Genomic DNA, 15,341 nt, shown 5'->3' with positions numbered 1-15,341 from the left:
CCCTCCTTAACCCATTTGCACGGCGAGCACGAGGAACACCACGAGTGCCGCGACGATGTAGCAGATATAGATGCTGTAGTTGCCGCCTTCGAGCTTAGTCGCGAGGTCGGCGAGCTTCTCGACACCCTTATGCGGGGCATCGACGAGAACCTTGTCGGGTACGGGCTCCACAGCCTCGGCCACACCGGTGAGCTTCTGGAAGAAGTGCGCGATGGACCAGCAGACGGCCGTGCAGCGGTCGCGCAGCGTGTAGAGCGGCTGCATAAACCAGGACACCTCGGAGGCAAAGGTCGTGGCCACGACGGGCATATGCTCGTTGGGAGCATAACCGCATGCCCACGGCTGGGACTTCTGCACCTTGCCGACGGTCTTGAGCTTGCGGTAGCCGCAGGCAAGGCCGACAAGCACCACGAGCGCGATGGCGATCGCGGGCGTGGAGGTGGCAGCACCGGAGTACTGGTTCATGAGCTCCATGCCCTCGGCGGCAAACACGCCACCGTACGGATGCAACACGGACGCGGCGACATCGACCAGCACGGGCGCGATCACGGGAGCGCCAATGCCCAGCACGACGCAGATGGCCGCAAGCAGCCCCTGCGCAAACACCATGGGGGCGGGAACCTCCTTGGCATTGGCCGCGGCCTCGGAGCGGGGCGCGGAGGCAAAGGAGACACCATAGGCCTTGACGAAGCACGTAACAGCCAGCGCGCCGGTAATGGCGAGCGCGACGGCAGCGAACACGGCCACGATCATGACGGCCTTGTCGCCCTGCATGGCGGCATTAAACAGCGACTGATAGGTAAACCACTCGGACACAAAGCCGTTGAAGGGCGGGATGGCCGAGATGGCAAGCGCGCCAATGAGGAAGCAGATGGCCGTTGCCGGCATACGACGGAACAGGCCGCCCATCTTCCCCATATTGCGCGTGCCCGTGGAGTACAGCAGCGCACCGGCGCCCAAGAACAGCTCGCCCTTAAACATCGCGTGGTTAAACGTGTGGTAGAGGGCGGCCATCAGGGCCAGGACGGCGATGCCGACAGAGTTGAGCGCCATGGCGGCCATGGAGGCACCGACGCCGAGCAGAATGATGCCGATGTTCTCGACGGAGTGATAGGCCAGCAGGCGCTTGATGTCATGCTCCTGCAGGGCGAAGGCCACGCCGAGGACCGACGAGATCGCACCGAAGACCATGACCATAAGGCCCCACCAGACCTGAACGCCCGAGGCGGAGAGCAGGTCGAGACCAACCTTGAGGATACCGAAGATACCGATCTTGATCATGCCGCCGGACATGAGGGCCGACACGTTGGACGGCGCCTCGGGATGTGCCTTGGGCAGCCAGCCGTGCAGCGGAATGATACCGGCCTTGGCGCCAAAGCCAAAGAAGGCGAGCACAAAGCACACGGATGCGACCGCGGGGCTAAACTGCGTAGCACGGAAATCCGCAAAGGCAAACGAGCCACCGGCGAAGTTGGTCATGGTGAGGAAGCTCGCCATGATGAGCACAAAGCCCACGTGCGCGATCACAAAGTAGAGCCAACCGCCATGGATGGAGTTCTCGTTCTCCTCGATCACGACCAGGAAGTACGAGGTCAGCGACATGAGCTCAAAGGCGACCAGGAACCAAAACACGTTGTCGGCGGTGATGACGAGCATCATGGACGCCACGAAGGTGTTAAAGAAGAAGCCGGCGCGGCCCTTTTTGCCCGGGTACTCATCAAAGTAATTGAGACCGTAGATCGAACCGGCAAACGCGAGAACCGAGATGAGCGCCACGAACAGGCCGGAAAGCTGATTGAGCAGCAGCTGGAAATGGGCAAACGGGAAGAACACGATGGTGTCGACCGACGTGACATCGCCCAGCACGGCCTGAATACCGGCCACAAACGAAAGCACCGCGGCGACAGCGCCGATTAGGCAGCCGGCGGTCTTGGCGGCGTTATCGGCCTTGATCAGCAGAACCGAGGCGAGCGCACCGATGCACGAGACGGCAAGCGATGCGATAAACAGCGTCATGCTATCCATTGTTTACGCTCCCTTCTGCTTTCTCGGACAGGCCCTGGGCCACAGCGGTAACGTCGACGACCGGACCGTTTTCGATCGAGCGCAGGCGCTTGGCTTCGTCAAGCTCGCGATCGGCCGCGCCGCCCATGACGGTCAGCGCCTTGGTGGGACACGCCGCCACACAATGCGGGCCGTCCGGATCGAAGGCGCAAAGGTCGCACTTCACAGCGCAGGTGTACTGGCCGGGAGCCCACGTAAGCAGGCTGCTCAGGGACTTAGGATACGAAGGCGTCGGGTCGCACATGCCTGCGACACCGGCGATAGACGTGCCATCGGGATGGATGGCTCCGAAGGGGCACGCGATGGCGCACAGCCTGCACCCGATGCACTCCTGCTCCTTAACGTGGATGCGATCGCCATCGTGCTCGATGGCATTCACCGGGCAAACCTCGGCGCAAGGGGCACCCTCGCAATGGTGGCAGGCAAGGGCGGCCGAAATACCGCCGGTCTTCACGAGCGCCAGGCGCGGCGTATCCTGAAGACCCTGCATCCGGTGGGCGTCGGCACAGGCGGACTGGCATGTTCCGCAGCCGATGCACCTCTCCGGGTTGATGTCGATGAAGCGGTTCATCCCCACTTCCTTTCAAAATAACGGGCCGGGCTCCCGAACGTACGGGACGCCCGGCCCAAAAAGCCAACGAGAACGGGACTACACGATTTGATTCACGTGCGTCTCGTCGTCGAACTTGGCGGCGCCGGGCTCAACATCCTGGGGAGCGGCGGCATCCACCAGAGCCTGCTTGAGCTCGGTGTACTGACGCTCGACCTCGCCCTCTGCCCAAACCTGGTCGGCGATAGCGTCGACCTGGCAGGCGGAGAACTTGTCCTCGGGCGTGTGCGAGACCGGGTCGACCTTGTGAATGGTCAGCTCGTTGCACTTGCCGATCCACCACTGGTAGGTCATATAGACCGTGCCCTTGTTGATACGGTCGCTCACGTCGGCGCGGCTGTATACCTGGCCGCGGCGGCTGTGGATCGAGACGATGTCGCCGTTCTTGATGCCGCGCGCCTGGGCGTCCGCGGGATTCATGCGGACAAAGCCGGGCTCGTCGGCGAGCAGCGCCAGCGTCTTGCAGTTGCCGGTCATCGAACGGCAGCTGTAGTGGCCGACCTCGCGGACGGTACACAGAATGAGCGGGTACTCATCGTCGGGAAGCTCGGAGGGCGCCTCCCAGTCGTGCGCCATCAGGTTGGCGCGGCCGTCCTTGGTGGTGAACTTGCCACCAGCGAACATGTCGGGCGTACCGTGGTCGTTCACATCGGTGCTCTTGACCGGCCACTGGGCGTAGTCGCCCTCGGGAGCCATCTTCTCGTAGGTTGCGCCCACAAAGTTGGGGCACAGGCTAATGCACTCGTTCCAGATCTGCTCGGTGTTGTCGTAGTGCATGGGATAGCCCATGCGCGTGGACAGGTCCGCGAAGATCTCCCAGTCGTGACGGCACTCGCCCTTGGGCGGAACAGCCGCGTCAAAGTGCTGGAAGCTACGGTCGGATGCAGTAAAGACACCCTCGTGCTCGCCCCAGGAGGTGGCAGGCAGGATGACGTCGGCGAGCATGGTCGTCTGCGTCATAAAGATGTCCTGGCAAATGAACAGATCCAGCTCGGAGAGCGTCTTGCGCATACCGGCCGAATCGGGCTCGGTCTGCACCGGGTCCTCGCCGTAGTTGTAGAAGCAGTGCACCTTGCCCTCGTCGACCAGGTGGCCCAGGTCGGTGAGCTTGTAGCCCTCCTCGAGCGGGAGCTTTTCCTCGGGCACGCCCCAAGCCTTGGCAAACTTGGCACGCACTGCCGGGTCGGTGACTTTCTGGTAGCCAGGGTACAGGTTGGGCAGCATGCCCATATCGCAGGAGCCCTGGACGTTATTCTGGCCGCGCACGGGCGCGAGGCCGGAGTTGGGTTTGCCGATCTGGCCGGCAACGCAGGCGATGGAGGCGATGGTGTGCACCGTCTTCAGGTTCTGCTTCTGCTGGCATACGCCCATGCCCCAGCCAATGATGGCAGAAGGCTTCGCCGTGGCGTACATCTCGGCAGCTTGGTGGATCAACGCGGGCTCGACACCCGTGATGTCCTGTACGGATTCGGGAGTGTAGTTCTTGATGGTCTCCCACCACTCGTCAAAGCCGTTCGTGTGCTCGGCGACGAATTCCTTGTCGTAGAGGCCATCGTTGACCAAGCAGTTGGCAAAGGCGTTGAGGAACGCAACGTTGCAACCGTTCTTGATCGGAAGGTAGAGATCGGCGATACGCGCGGTTTCGATATGGCGCGGGTCGGCGACGATGATCTTGCAACCCTTTTCTTTGGCTCGCACGATACGCCTTGCGACGATGGGGTGCGAATCGGCAGGGTTATAGCCGAAGAGGAAAATGCAGCCCGCATCCTCCATACCGGGGATGGAGCATGACATGCAACCTGAACCAACCGTGTCCATCAGACCGAGGACAGTAGGGCCGTGTCAAGTACGGGCGCAGTTGTCCACGCTGTGGGTGCCGATGCACGCACGCGTAAACTTCTGCATGACGTAGTTCGCCTCATTGCCGCCGCCTCGCGAGGAGCCGGTGGTCATGACAGCGTTAGGACCATATTCGTCAATTATGGCCTGCATCTTAGATGCGGTGAAATCCAGTGCCTCGTCCCAGCTTACGCGCTCAAGATCCGCGCCCTTAGTGCGGCGGATCATCGGGTGCAGTACGCGAGGAGTCAAGATCTTGGTGTCGTTGATGAAGTCGTAGCCGCTCATGCCCTTAAGGCACAGCTCGCCCTGATTGGTGATGCCGTTGAGCGGTTCGGTACCCACGACCTGGCCGTTTTGGACCAGGAGGTTAAACTGGCAACCGGCGCCACAATACGGGCAGATCACTTTATGCTTCTCCATGACACCCTCCTTCCTTTCTCTGCTACCGATTAATCGGTACGTATTTGACAATCGTTGGGCCTGTATGGCCGCCCGCCTACGCCTCGTTTTCGATGGTGGCGCGGGCACGCTCGGCGGTTAGTTCCGCCAGGCGCTCCTCGTCTACCAGGGTGAGACCCTTGGTCGGGCACGCCTCGGCACACGCCGGACCGCCGGGACGGTCCACGCACAGGTCGCACTTGAGCACGAAGCTCTTGGTCTGCGAACCCACGCGCACGTCGCCCATCAAGACGGGGACCTGCGTGGTCGCCACGCTCACGGCGCCAAAGGGACAGGCCATGACGCAGCTCTTGCAGCCGATGCAGTTGTCCTCGTTGACGCCGATACGATGGTTCTTTGGATCAAAGAACAAGGCACCCGTGGGGCAGGCCTTGGCGCACGGGGCATCCTCGCAGTGATGGCAAGCCACCGGTGCGGAGATCTCGTAGGTGCGCGTCACGCGCAGGCGCGGCGCGGCGATGTTGCCGGGGATGTCGTGTGCCTCGATACACGCCGCCATGCAGGTTTGACACCCAATGCAGCGCGAGGAATCGGCTACGACTCGTTTATTGCCCATGTTGTTCACTCCCTCCTGAATCCCATGCCGGAGAGACCCTGTCGACGTTGCCCCAAGCCGCCCGTGGCCTGGCATCGGCGTATCGAATGCATGCGGCGAAACAGGCACTCGGTAGAATTTCTCCAACGGTATACAGGTTGAATATACGCAGTTGCGGGGGGCAAACTTGAGCATAAGCCCTGCAATACGGGTGTATTGCAGGGGTTTTGGCAGGTTGGAATTATTCTCGATAGGATATAAAGGTGAGTGTATTACACGCGTACGTTCGAGAGAGATTTCACGCCCGCTTCTAAAGGATGTAGTACGTTTGTAGTATTGTTCACACTCAATTACTCGAGTGCAATAAAGTAGTCGTTATAAAATTGGCTATTATTAGCCGATACTGTATTTGACTATTCATATTGCCCGCTCATTAAGGGAGGCCAGTGATGTCATCGACGCAAAAACGAGCCATCCTGCAGGTGCGCATTCGCGAGGAAGATAAACAGCATGCCGAGCGCCTCTACGACGCCATGGGCACATCGCTCGCCGAGGCTGTCCGTCTATTTGTCGCGCAAAGCATTTTGATGCGCAAGCCCCCCTTTCAGCCGGTCGCCGTGCGCTCAAAGGATGGCACCGCCGCCTATGGATCGCTCAAAGCATATGGTGACCCCAATCGCCGCTCCGAGGAGCGCAATGCCTGGATTGAATATCTTGCCACAGAAAGCGACGATTCGGTTTTGGGTCCCGAGGAAGTAGATATCCATGAGTAGCACCATCATCGACGAGACCGTCATACTACGTTACCTGCTGGACGACGACGAAGTTCTGTCACCGCGCGCCGCCAAGGTCATCGCCACGCGCACCGCTCGTGTCTACCCCGAAATCATCACGCGCGTCGTGGTCACGCTGCGCGACGTCTATAAGGTTCCCCGCGTTGAGATTGCTGCGGCCATGAAAAGGCTGCTCGATGACGTCATGGTCGACGAGCCCACCGTTGTCGCCCTTGCCGTCAAACTCTTTGGCAAGACCCATATGGACTTTACCGATTGTCTCCTCGCAGCCCGAACCGCCATCTACAACGATGATGTCGTGAGCTTTGGCAAGCCCATCATCCAAGGCATGATCGATTACCGCCACAAGCGCCAAACCGCAGCCGAAGCCCGCAGCCGCAGCACCGACTCCACCATCGACAAGCTCCGCCACCAATCCCGCCACTAACCGACAGACAACGGCATCGCCCGCCCCTCAGCCCCATCCCCTCCTAAGTTGCGGTGAAATACGGACTGTTTCATGCCTTTAAAGGCCTCAACAGTCCGTATTTCACCGCAACTTATTGAAGGTTGGCTGCGAACGATTTCGCTATCGGGAGTCGGCGTAGGGTTTTGTTGTCGGAATGCCGTAACCGCGCATCATGGCACCGAACGATTCTACGTCGTAGGTGTCCGAAAGTTTGAAGTGAATGACGTTGTGGCCCATGGCACGAAGGTTCGCGTCGCGCATGAGGGCCGCTCGATAGGTTTTTGCCGCCGCTTGCTCTGGATCATCTTGAGCTTCGTCTTCAAACTTACCCAGCCCATGCAGCTCTGCCAGCGTCCATGAGCCGTCTGGCATCTGCCAGCCATAATCTGCTAGATAATAACCAGCGTTTCCCGGTCGCGTTATCTCAACTTGAAGCTCAGGCGCGGCAACCCCAGCGAGAATCATCACTGCTCTCGCCTCGGACTCGCCACCATTGTCTGACCTGCCGTCCATATGCTCAAAAACGTCAAAAGCACGCGCGATGCCATGCAACCCTCGGCAATTTGCCTGCGCATATGCTCGCAGCTCTTCACGTTCGACATCGTACTCACGGGCCAAGCCATCGACATAGCCCAGCGCATAGCGAAAGGCGCTCGTTCGAGCGATATCAACAACCGTTCGATACGGATCCGTCAGCGTAAACAGACCGAGCCGCCACACTTCGCCCGCCCGCCAGCGCTTATATTCAACGAACTCATACGTATCACGCCTTGTAGACCGTGGCAGCAGCACTTGCACTTTATCCAGAAGCGAATAAGCCGAGCCGATGCCATAGAGCAGCGCTGCCGTCGATCCGCAAAACACAGCATCCGGTTCAACGACCGCAATAGCGGATGTCAGCTGAAAGATGCGATCTTCAACCCCAAGATTATTCCAATAGACCGGATCCGCATACACGTGGTTGTAAAGACGAAGCATGAGCTCTTCCTGCATAAGCTCGCGCGCACGGCGTTCTTCCCAAGGATCAATTGTTATAAGCAGCTGTCCATCTTGATGAATTCCAAGGGCCGAGAATAGCATCCTTGCATATGACTGCGGAAAATGTTTGCCTTTATCGAGCATGGCCAACCCCATAACCATCACGGCGGAGAGAATACCATTACGCTATCGCATGCTTCCGTCCGCAGGCCTTGCCAAAAGCTGACCAAAAGCTTGACGTCGCAGGTCAAGGCTTCAAAAAATATTTCCACTCTCGGTAGACGGTCGCTACGACCCTCCCAACGGCATCAAAATCCAACCTTACAAATAGTTGCGGTGAAATACGGACTACATAGGCCATAAAAGCCGAAAAACAGTCCGTATTTCACCGCAACTTAGGTGGGGCGTGGGGCGGCATCGATTCCCGACACCCGTACACTTACGAAAACGGCTCTGATTCCTAAAAGGAACCAGAGCCGTTCATCTATCTTATGGAGCGGGCGACGGGAATCGAACCCGCGTCATCAGCTTGGAAGGCTGGGGTTCTACCATTGAACTACGCCCGCAAGATATGGTCGGGACGACAGGATTTGAACCTGCGACATCCTGCTCCCAAAGCAGGCGCGCTACCAAACTGCGCCACGTCCCGAAGGTGTTGAGCAGCTAAGGTCTAAACCTTGCGTGTCCCAAAGCGAAGGAAATTATAGGGGAGACTCCCCGCCTGTGCAAGCATTGATGCCTTAGCTCCTCGAATGTGCAACAAAACGACTATGGAGCAGACCGATCACAAATGCCACCACGGCAACCGGCGCCCACGCGGCTCCAATGTCCGCCAGCGGCAATGCATCGAATGGCAGCCACGCGCCCGCAAAGAACGCATCGCGGACCGAGGTGATCACACTCTGCACAGCAACCACGCCGCCGACCCAGACCCACACCTGCGGATGCGCGTCGCAAAAACCATGCACCAGACCCATCAGTACCAGCACAATGGCAACGGGATACAAGGCGTTGAGCATGGGCACCGAGAACATGAGGATCACGTCGAGGCCCACGTTGGAAAGCACGCACGAAAACGCTGCGAACACAAAGGCGAGAACCGCAAAGGGACGGCGCATGACCTCCTCGGAAGCCTCTGCTCCCCCTTCGACCACATACGTCTCGCAAAAGTAGCGCGAGCAGCAGCTGATAAGGCCAATGCACACGTTCATGCAGGCGAGGAAGAAGATCGCAAAGACCACGACCGTGCCGGCAAGCCCAAAATGCATGGAGGCCGAACGGGCGAGGATGGCGGCGCCGTTGGTAGCGTCAGGCATCACGGTGCCGAGCTGCATACCGGCAAGGCCCAAGCCGCAGTAGATGATGGCCATAAGCACGCCGGCGATCACACCGGAACGCGAAATCTCGAAGGCCACGCGCTTGTCATCGGTAACACCCAACTCGTGGATGGTCTCGGCGATGATGATGCCGAAGGCGAGCGACGCGAGCAGGTCCATGGTCTGATAGCCAGTCAGAAAGCCCTGCACGGCGGCGCCTGCATCGTAGGGAGCCTGAGGCGCGGCAGCCGGTCCCAGCGGCGAGATCACGGCAGCACCCACGACCAGCACGATGAGCGCAATGAGCGCGGGGCCCGTAATGCGGCCGAGCACGCGCGTGATGACACCTGGGCGCAGCGTGAGCACAAACGCGACGACGAAGAACCCGATGGCAAACACCAGACGTGCTGCGCCGAGCGAAACGCCCTCGGGCAGCAGCGGCACCAGCATTTCGAACGCTGTAGAGCTTGTACGCGGAATGGCCAGGCACGGACCGATGGCCAGGTAGACCGCCGCAACGAAGAATTCGCCAAACTTAGGATGCACGCGGCCGGCAAGCTCGCGCGCCGTTCCGGCGAGCGCGACGGCGATAAAGCCCATAACGGGCAGACCGATAGCGGCAATCAAAAAGCCGATCATGGCAAGCGGCGTGGCTGTGCCGGCCTGAAGTGCCAGCAACGGCGGAATGATGAGGTTACCAGCGCCAAAGAGCATCGAGAATAGGGCGATGCCGACGGTGACGACATGGTCGGAGCGCAGACCGCGCAGGGCGGATGAGGCCATAGGCACACCTTTCGGGTCGAAACAAAAACGGGACGGGCAAAAACACCCGTCCCGCAAGTATATACGCTCTAGCAGGCTAAATCGCGCAAAGCGTCAATCGCGGTGTCGACTTCCTCGGCCGTGTTGAAATACCCAAACGAGAAGCGAACGATACCCTGGCGCTCGGTCCCGAGCGCGCGGTGCATGAGCGGAGCGCAATGGGCACCGGGGCGCGTCGCAATCCCCCGCCCTTGCATAAGCGCGTCCGAGATCTCGGCAGAGTCGATATCGCCCACGTTGAGCGAGACGATCGCCGAGCGCACAGGCTGGTCAAACGCACCGTAGAGCGCAATGCCGGGGATTTCGCGAACGCCGGCGAGGAAGCGCTCGGCAAGCGCGCGCTCATGCGCCGCAATCGCCTCGACCCCGCCCTGGGCCTCGATAAAGTCGAGACCTGCGGAAAGTCCCGCGATGCCGTGACCGTTGAGCGTACCCGCCTCAAGGCGCGTGGGCCACTCGAGCGGCTGCAGTGCATCGAAGCTGTGCACGCCCGTGCCGCCCATGGCCCACGGAGCCACGTCAACGCCCTCCACCACGGCCAAGCCGCCGGTGCCCTGTGGACCCATGAGCCCCTTGTGGCCGGTAAAGCACACGACGTCGAGGCCCATGGCATCCATGTCAATCTTCGCCGTGCCGGCAGACTGAGAGGCATCGACGATCACCAGTGCACCGGCCGCATGGGCCATGGCGGCCACGCGCGCAATGTCGACCTCATTGCCGGTCACATTGGAGGCGTGCGTCACCACCACGGCACGCGTGCCCGGCGTGACCAGCTGCTCGAGCTCGTCGTAGTCGAGCACGCCGTTCGCGTCACAGTCCGCATGTTCAACAGTCACGCCCTGCTCTACCGCCAGGCGGTTGAGCGGACGCAGCACGGAGTTGTGCTCGAGCACCGTTGTGACCACACGGTCGCCGGGGCGCACCACGCCATTGATGACGGTGTTGAGCGCCGCGGTGGAGTTGGGCGTAAAACAAACATGGTCAGCACGCGGGCAGCCCAGCAAGCGCGCAAGCTTGGCGCGGCAGCCGTGGATGGTACGCGCCGCATCGAGCGCACCCGACGTGGCGCCACGGCCGGCATTGCCGAGCGAGCACATCGCCTGCGTCACGGCATCAATGACCGTTTGCGGCTTATGCATGGTCGTCGCAGCGTTATCCAGGTAGATCATCGCACGACCTCCCACATGTCGATCACCGTAAAGCCCTCGGTGGGGACGCCCGCCGCGGCAAGCTCGCCGCGCAGCAGGTCCTCATCCGAAGGCAACGCCTTCCACGCCAAGCCGCAGCCGGCAGCGACCTCCCCGGGCACGGGAATCGTGCGCCCGGGAAGGCCGCGCTCGATGCATAGGGACTCGCAGCCCATGGCGGCCGCCGTGGTAGGAAACGTGATGACAAGCGCCGGGCGCTTCTCCCTCATGGCAACTCCAACCAATACGCTACGGGCGCACAACGCGCACGGCCTGCTCCATCTTCTCCACGATCACGTACATGTTGGTGACCTCGCCCACCGCAAGCTGGTCTTTAATGCCATAGTGGTCCAGGCAGGTACCGCAGGTGAGAATCTCGACGCCCTGCTCGGCCAGGCCCTTCAGGTCGTCGAGCACCGGAGAGCCCTCGACGGTGAGCTTAGCGCCGCCGTTGTAGAACAGCATGGTCGCGGGCAGCTCATCCTGCTGCGTCACGGCGAAGATAAAGGCCTTCATAAGTTTGTGGCCCAGCTCGTCGTCGCCACGGCCCATGCAATCGGTGTAGACGGAAATGACGAGTTTGCCCTTGCCGGCGCCGGCACCACAGAAGGCAGCGCCATCCTGCTCGGGATCGGCCACGGCAACGGCACCAGAGGTCGCCACGGTCACGTGCCACTCGGCGTCCGAGACCTTCTCGACCGAGGCCGTGCAGCCCTTCTCCTGCGCCATCTTGGAGATGTTCTTGACGGCGGTCTCGTTATCGACCGAGGTCACCACGGCACCCTCGCCGTCAAGCTGTTTGAGTGCCTTAAGCGTCTTGACGACGGGCAGCGGGCAGGCATCGCCCATGGCATTGACTTCAATTTTGGTAGACATAGTTTTTCCTTTCGAATAAATCGTTTTAGAACGGTACATAGCTCAATAAACGTGTCGTTAACGGACAACGCGAACGGCAGGAGCACCTGGCACCGGCACGCACACGCGACCGACGACGGCGGCGATACGTCCTTCAGCATGTAGACGGCACGCAAGCTCATCAACATCGGCAGCAGGTGCCGCGATGAGTAGGCCACCAGACGTCTGCGGATCGTACAGCGCATCCAGCATGCCCGGCTCCAGATCCTCGTCGGCAGCCACACGCGGGCCAAAGAAGTCCTGGTTGCGGTAGGAGCCCGCGGGGATAATGCCCAGACGCGCCATGTCGAGCACCTGATCAAAGAGCGGCACCGATCCCGACGCAAGCTCAACTTGCACGCCCGAGCCCTCGGCCATCTCGCACGCGTGCCCGATCAGGCCAAAGCCCGTAATGTCGGTGCAGCCGTGAAGTTCGAGCCCCTCGGCCAGACGAATCGGCGCCTCGTTGAGGGTGCGCATCGAGTCGAACATCGGACTGGCGTCATCCTGTTCGATGAGCTCGCCCTTAATTGCCGTAGTGATGATGCCCGAGCCGATCGCCTTGGTCAGCAGCAGAACATCGCCCACGCGTGCGCCGCTGTTGGCGAGCATGCGGTCGAGCGCGACAAAGCCGCTCACGGACAGGCCGTACTTGGGCTCGTCGTCGTTGATGGTATGGCCGCCCGCGATGGAGCAACCCGCCTCGACGCACTTGTCGGCGCCGCCCGCCAGAATCTGACCGGCAACCTCGATGCCCAGACAACTGGGTATGCAGAGTAGGTTCATGGCATGGCTCGGCCGCCCGCCCATGGCGTAGATGTCCGACAGCGAGTTGGCCGCGGCAATCTGGCCAAACAGAAACGGGTCGTCGACCATCGGCGGGAAGAAGTCGATGGACTGCACAAGCCCCAGGTTCTCCCCTACGCGGAAGACGCTCGCATCGTCAGAAGTATCGAACCCCACGAGCAAGTTGTCGTTATGCACATTTGGCAAGTCGCCCAGGACCTGGGCGAGGGCTCCAGGAGCCAACTTAGCGGCTCAACCGCTCGCGGCCGTCATAGACGTGAGCCTAATCTGATCGTCAGCCATCGATACCTCCTCTCATCGGGCAATCATTTTCTCCCAGTATACGCATGAATGCGAGCCTGCGACGGATGCATTAATTGAGCGCCCGTGCGCGAATCGCCGCGCCGATGGCGCCAGCAAAGCGGGCCTGGGGCGACGTAGTCACTGGTGACCCCAGCAGCGCGGCCAACCGCTCCACAACGTAGGCGTTCTCGCACAGACCTCCCGTCAGGTAGTACGGAGCACCCTCCGCCTGCCCGGCCATAGTCGCCACACGCGACACGACGCTTTCGATCACGCCACGCGCAATGTTCTCGCGCGGCTCACCGCGACCGATCAGGCTGATGACCTCGCTTTCGGCAAACACGGTGCACATGCTGGATATCTTGGTGGGCTCGCCGGAACGCGCAAGGTCGGCCATCTGCTGCTGGGTAATGCCCAGGCGGTCGGCCATGATCTCCAGAAAGCGCCCCGTGCCGGCGGCGCACTTGTCGTTCATGGCGAACTTGGCCACGCGGCCGCCCTTGATCGTAATGACCTTAGTGTCCTGACCACCCACATCGATCACGGTACCGTGATCGCCAAACAGGCGCACGGCACCGGTACCGTGGCAGGTGATCTCGGTCACGACCTTGTGCGCATAGGGCACGGCGACACGGCCGTAGCCAGTCGCGACCACGCGAACATCGTCACCCGTCACGTCATAACCCGCCGCTGCCAGTGCCTCGCGCAACCGCTCGGAAGCATCGACCGAGGAGAACCCGGTTGGCTGCACGCACGTCCACGCCACCGAACCCTCCCCGTCGACCACAGCAGCCTTAGCCGCCGTAGACCCAATATCGATCCCGATCCCTATCATGGCTCTCTCCCAATCTAAACATCAAAGGTAACGGCGCGTTCAGGCGCCTTAGCTCTAGGTTTCTCAGGTGCCGGAGATTGCCCCGAAAGAGGAGCGCAGCGTACTTTGGGTACGCAAGCGACGGTTTGAGGGGCAAAATCCGGTGCCTGAGAAACCTAGAGGGTTTCGATGAAGGCGGCGATGCGGGTCTCGATCTGACCCATGTCGCCGTTGCTGTAGTCGGTCTCGATCTTCATATACGGAATACCCGCGCCCTCGACAGCCTCCTGCATGCGAGCACTCTCCACGTTAAAGGTGTGGCAGGCCTGGAGCACGTTTTCGACCACGCCATCAACGTGATACTTCTCGCACAAGGCCAGCGTATTTTCCATACGACCGTCGTTGGGCGTCATGACCGAGCAATTGATGTCCAGGTAACGGTCGGCGATGGCGCGCAGAATGTCGGGCGCGTACGGGTCGATCATCATGGCCGCCGTGCGCTCGCCCGAGCAATCGTCCATGCACACGACCACGCCGCCGTTGGACTCGATGGTGCGACCGATCTTGTTGATCACGCCGCCCACCGGGCAACCGGTGATCAGGATGCGCTTGGCATCCGCCGCAACCGGGCGCTCGCCCGCGTCGTAGGCCTCGCGCAGCTTGACGACCTTTTGCTCCAGCTGCTGCGTATAGGCCTCGATATCAAAGCTGAACGTACCGGCAAACATAGTGCTCATCAGGTCGACGCCACTCATGGCCGCAGGCTGGTTGGCCTGCAGCGCGAACATATCGAGCTGCGCCGCACGCAGGCGATTGCGACGACGGACGGCGGCGCGCAGGTCGTCATCAGTAATCGTAATACCGTAGAAGTTCTCGAGCTCCTCCTTGAGCAGGCGGCACTCCTCGTACCAGCTTTCACGCTCGTAGGCACGATCGCGACCCTGCGGAAGATGCAGAATGTGCGTGCGCTTGAGCTCGTTGAGCAGCTCGTACATCTTCTTTTTGCCGTCGCAGGTGGTCTCGCCGATGATCATGTCGCTAAAGTACGTAAACGGACACTTTTGCGAGTAGGCAAAGCCGTAGGTCGACTTGATGAGCGGGCAGAGGTTTGCCGGCAGCACCTTCTCGGCCTCGGGAATCACCTCATCGGACGTGCCGCACAAGGCCACACTTGCAGCGCCCGCGGCATCGATAATCTCGAGCGGCGTATAGCTGCACAAAAAGCCGACCAGGCGATTGCCGGCCTGTTTGTAATCCTTGACGCGAATAAACGCCGCCTTGCGCTGCTCGTTGAACTCCTCAAACGTGGACGGCAACGGCTGCTCAATATTTTCCGACATATAACTCCTTAACAAACCTTTTAGCCAACCAAGGAAACGGCTTTCCCAGGTGCCCGAGGTTGCCGTGAAAGAGGAGCGCCGCGTACTTTGACACGCAAGCGACGGTTTGAACGGCAAGATCGGGTGTCCGGGAAAGCCGCCGGGACGGA

General features: G+C 60.7%; 14 protein-coding genes and 2 tRNA genes. 2 read left to right on the top strand and 14 right to left on the bottom strand.

The genetic code is table 11. The annotated features are described in order from the left end of the window. Window positions 1-6: 6 nt before the first annotated feature. The 4 genes from hyfB to LK493_RS03690 form a co-directional block, all read right to left on the bottom strand. Window positions 7-2,025, bottom strand: coding sequence for a hydrogenase 4 subunit B (gene hyfB, locus LK493_RS03710; RefSeq protein ID WP_227790155.1), 2,019 nt, complete (start codon window positions 2,023-2,025; stop codon window positions 7-9). Then, window positions 2,018-2,635, bottom strand: coding sequence for a 4Fe-4S dicluster domain-containing protein (locus LK493_RS03705; RefSeq protein WP_022095203.1), 618 nt, complete (start codon window positions 2,633-2,635; stop codon window positions 2,018-2,020). The genes hyfB and LK493_RS03705 overlap by 8 nt, the downstream gene beginning before the upstream one ends. A gap of 78 nt (window positions 2,636-2,713) precedes the next feature. Further along, window positions 2,714-4,936 carry a formate dehydrogenase subunit alpha gene (gene fdhF / locus LK493_RS03695; protein WP_265333259.1) on the bottom strand — a complete coding sequence of 741 codons (2,223 nt, stop codon included), beginning with the start codon at window positions 4,934-4,936 and terminating at the stop codon, window positions 2,714-2,716. A 76-nt stretch (window positions 4,937-5,012) separates the two neighbouring features. Next, a complete protein-coding gene (locus LK493_RS03690) occupies window positions 5,013-5,531 on the bottom strand; it encodes a 4Fe-4S dicluster domain-containing protein (protein ID WP_022095206.1) in 519 nt (172 codons plus the stop codon). A 428-nt stretch (window positions 5,532-5,959) separates the two neighbouring features. Between LK493_RS03690 and LK493_RS03685 the strand changes: the two genes are divergently transcribed. After that, window positions 5,960-6,283, top strand: coding sequence for a type II toxin-antitoxin system RelB/DinJ family antitoxin (locus LK493_RS03685; RefSeq protein ID WP_227790154.1), 324 nt, complete (start codon window positions 5,960-5,962; stop codon window positions 6,281-6,283). Beyond that, window positions 6,276-6,731: a PIN domain-containing protein gene (locus LK493_RS03680; protein ID WP_227790153.1), complete on the top strand. Its 456-nt coding sequence runs from the start codon at window positions 6,276-6,278 to the stop codon at window positions 6,729-6,731. The genes LK493_RS03685 and LK493_RS03680 overlap by 8 nt, the downstream gene beginning before the upstream one ends. Before the next feature lie 141 nt (window positions 6,732-6,872). On the opposite strand, the gene LK493_RS03675 is transcribed toward LK493_RS03680, so the two are convergent. From LK493_RS03675 to LK493_RS03630, 10 genes are all read right to left on the bottom strand, one after another. Further along, window positions 6,873-7,874 carry a hypothetical protein gene (locus LK493_RS03675; protein WP_227790152.1) on the bottom strand — a complete coding sequence of 334 codons (1,002 nt, stop codon included), beginning with the start codon at window positions 7,872-7,874 and terminating at the stop codon, window positions 6,873-6,875. Between the two features lie 348 nt (window positions 7,875-8,222). Next, window positions 8,223-8,296, bottom strand: a tRNA-Gly gene (locus LK493_RS03670). Window positions 8,297-8,302: 6 nt separating this feature from the next. Beyond that, window positions 8,303-8,379: transfer RNA gene (locus LK493_RS03665), tRNA-Pro, on the bottom strand. Window positions 8,380-8,470: 91 nt separating this feature from the next. Continuing rightward, window positions 8,471-9,829, bottom strand: coding sequence for a branched-chain amino acid transport system II carrier protein (gene brnQ / locus LK493_RS03660; protein ID WP_227790151.1), 1,359 nt, complete (start codon window positions 9,827-9,829; stop codon window positions 8,471-8,473). Between the two features lie 68 nt (window positions 9,830-9,897). Beyond that, a complete protein-coding gene (locus tag LK493_RS03655) occupies window positions 9,898-11,037 on the bottom strand; it encodes an aminotransferase class V-fold PLP-dependent enzyme (protein WP_227790150.1) in 1,140 nt (379 codons plus the stop codon). Further along, on the bottom strand, window positions 11,034-11,285 hold the full coding sequence (locus LK493_RS03650; RefSeq protein WP_196022389.1) for a DUF3343 domain-containing protein: 252 nt from the start codon (window positions 11,283-11,285) through the stop codon (window positions 11,034-11,036). The genes LK493_RS03655 and LK493_RS03650 overlap by 4 nt, the downstream gene beginning before the upstream one ends. Window positions 11,286-11,304: 19 nt before the next feature. Continuing rightward, a complete protein-coding gene (gene yedF, locus LK493_RS03645; RefSeq protein WP_227790149.1) occupies window positions 11,305-11,931 on the bottom strand; it encodes a sulfurtransferase-like selenium metabolism protein YedF in 627 nt (208 codons plus the stop codon). 57 nt (window positions 11,932-11,988) lie between these two features. After that, window positions 11,989-13,038 (bottom strand): selenide, water dikinase SelD, encoded by a 1,050-nt coding sequence (gene selD / locus LK493_RS03640; RefSeq protein ID WP_265333258.1) that lies wholly within the window; start codon window positions 13,036-13,038, stop codon window positions 11,989-11,991. A gap of 70 nt (window positions 13,039-13,108) precedes the next feature. After that, window positions 13,109-13,873, bottom strand: coding sequence for an acyl-CoA dehydratase activase (locus LK493_RS03635; RefSeq protein WP_227790147.1), 765 nt, complete (start codon window positions 13,871-13,873; stop codon window positions 13,109-13,111). A gap of 155 nt (window positions 13,874-14,028) precedes the next feature. Then, window positions 14,029-15,192, bottom strand: coding sequence for a double-cubane-cluster-containing anaerobic reductase (locus tag LK493_RS03630; RefSeq protein WP_227790146.1), 1,164 nt, complete (start codon window positions 15,190-15,192; stop codon window positions 14,029-14,031). Between the last annotated feature and the right edge of the window lie 149 nt (window positions 15,193-15,341).

Source organism: Collinsella aerofaciens (assembly GCF_020709435.1).
Lineage (GTDB): Bacteria > Actinomycetota > Coriobacteriia > Coriobacteriales > Coriobacteriaceae > Collinsella > Collinsella aerofaciens_AU.
This window is presented reverse-complemented; position numbering and strand designations above follow the sequence as displayed.

Coding starts and splice junctions, on each gene's coding strand:
- LK493_RS03650 (WP_196022389.1), bottom strand. CDS start 11,285: ATGAGGGAGAAGCGCCCGGCGCTTGTCATCACGTTTCCTACCACGGCG.
- LK493_RS03635 (WP_227790147.1), bottom strand. CDS start 13,873: ATGATAGGGATCGGGATCGATATTGGGTCTACGGCGGCTAAGGCTGCT.
- LK493_RS03685 (WP_227790154.1), top strand. CDS start 5,960: ATGTCATCGACGCAAAAACGAGCCATCCTGCAGGTGCGCATTCGCGAG.
- LK493_RS03655 (WP_227790150.1), bottom strand. CDS start 11,037: ATGATCTACCTGGATAACGCTGCGACGACCATGCATAAGCCGCAAACG.
- LK493_RS03680 (WP_227790153.1), top strand. CDS start 6,276: ATGAGTAGCACCATCATCGACGAGACCGTCATACTACGTTACCTGCTG.
- LK493_RS03675 (WP_227790152.1), bottom strand. CDS start 7,874: ATGCTCGATAAAGGCAAACATTTTCCGCAGTCATATGCAAGGATGCTA.
- LK493_RS03705 (WP_022095203.1), bottom strand. CDS start 2,635: ATGAACCGCTTCATCGACATCAACCCGGAGAGGTGCATCGGCTGCGGA.
- hyfB (WP_227790155.1), bottom strand. CDS start 2,025: ATGGATAGCATGACGCTGTTTATCGCATCGCTTGCCGTCTCGTGCATC.
- yedF (WP_227790149.1), bottom strand. CDS start 11,931: ATGTCTACCAAAATTGAAGTCAATGCCATGGGCGATGCCTGCCCGCTG.
- LK493_RS03690 (WP_022095206.1), bottom strand. CDS start 5,531: ATGGGCAATAAACGAGTCGTAGCCGATTCCTCGCGCTGCATTGGGTGT.
- LK493_RS03630 (WP_227790146.1), bottom strand. CDS start 15,192: ATGTCGGAAAATATTGAGCAGCCGTTGCCGTCCACGTTTGAGGAGTTC.
- brnQ (WP_227790151.1), bottom strand. CDS start 9,829: ATGGCCTCATCCGCCCTGCGCGGTCTGCGCTCCGACCATGTCGTCACC.